1 protein-coding gene is annotated in these 1,787 nt (G+C 39.6%); it reads left to right on the top strand.

What is annotated here, in order from left to right; translation table 11 throughout:
- The coding region (locus ACWIX0_RS13450; protein ID WP_454174493.1) for an Eco57I restriction-modification methylase domain-containing protein at positions 1-1,787 on the top strand (1,787 nt) is incomplete at both ends.

Here is a 1,787-nt window from a genome sequence, read left to right as displayed (position 1 = left end):
TGTATTTATGGTATCGACATTGACGCAGACACTATTGCAATCGCACGGCTTCGCTTTTGGCTATCAATCGCTGTCGATGAAGTCAGCCCAAGCCCACTTCCAAACCTTGATTTTAAATTTATGCAGGGCAATAGTTTGCTAGAATCATTAAGCGTAGGCAAAGAGTGCATAGAGATTATCCCGCGTGATTTTATGCGCGAGATTCCAAGCACCAAGCTCTTTGATGAAAACGCCGATAAAATCATTTTTAGCCACGACATAGCAAAGAGTTTGCAAAATCTCTTTTTGGACTACTACGCCCAAAATGACGCACACAAAAAGCACACGCTCAAATCTCAAATCAAATCCATTATGTCAAACGCCTTTGAAGTGCGAATCGCCCAAATCCAAAAAGACATAGATTCTAAAACCAAAGAATTATCAACGCCAAACAACGACAAAACAAAAAAGCGACTTACAAACGAGATAGATTCACTACTGCACCAAATCCCAGCCCTGCAATCCCTAGCAAACGACTTTATCACAAACGATTTTCACACCGACAAAGTCTTTTTGTATAATTTCTTTTTTGCAAATATCATTAACGAGGGCGGATTTGACATTGTGATAGGCAATCCACCCTATATCCGCCAAGAATCTATCCCAAACAAACAAGCCATTTTAGGCGCGTTTGGCGATTTTGCGTGTAGCAGTGCAGATATTTACACCTACTTTTTTGCCAAAGCCCTAGATTTACTCGCACCACAAGGCATTCTCACCTACATTGTTAGCAACAAATTTACCCGCGCAGGCTATGGCAAAAATTTGCGCTCATTATTATTGTGCCACACGATTGAATCCTACACAGATTTTAACGGCATAAAAATCTTTGAAAACGCCATCGTAGATTCGTGCATACTCCAAGTATCAAAGTCCGCACCACAAGGCAATAAAATCCGCTATGCCAAAGATTTATCATCTAAAAATTGCGATTGTATCCCCCAAGATTCACTTAATGCCCAAGCCTTTATCTTTGTAGATTCGCGCACACTAGCTTTAAAACAAAAGATTGAAAAAATCGGCACACCGCTTAAAGAATGGAATATTAAAATCTATCGTGGCGTTTTAACAGGCTACAATGAAGCCTTTATCATCGACACTGCGACAAAAGATAGCATTTTAGATTTGTGTGATGATAACGATACATCGCGTAAGCCTTTTTATTGTCATTCTGAGGGAGCGACAGCGACCGAAGAATCAAAAATTTGTCATACTGACGCCCCATTTTGTCATACTGAGGGCGAAGCCCGAAGTATCTCAAAAAATAACCAAAGAGATATTTCGTTTTCTACGAAAACTCAATATGACAAAGAAATAAATCCCCCCTCCCTTGCGGAGGGGGCTAGGGGGTGGGTAAATCTCACAGAGCGAGAGCGCACAGAGCAAATCATAAAGCCTATTTTGCGCGGACGCGACATTAAAAGATATGGCTATGAATGGGCGGGATTGTGGCTAATCGGCACATTCCCCGCGCTAAAATTAGACATTGAGGATTATCCAGCCTTGAAAAAATATTTAGAAAATTTTATGCCACGCATTGCCCAAAGTGGCGAAAAAGGCTGTCGCAAAAAGACAAGCAACAAATGGTTTGAAACACAGGATAATATTGCGTATTATGAGGATTTTGAGAAAGAAAAGATTGTGTATCCAAATATGAATAAAGAATTTATAGCTTATTACGATACACAAAATTTTTATACAAATCAAAAATGTTTTATTGTTACGAGCCAAAGCGAGAATTTAAAATA

The sequence above is a fragment of the Helicobacter sp. T3_23-1059 genome, assembly GCF_053654515.1.
The sequence above is the reverse complement of the archived record's forward strand: the minus strand, read 5'-3'. Positions and strand labels throughout refer to the sequence as shown.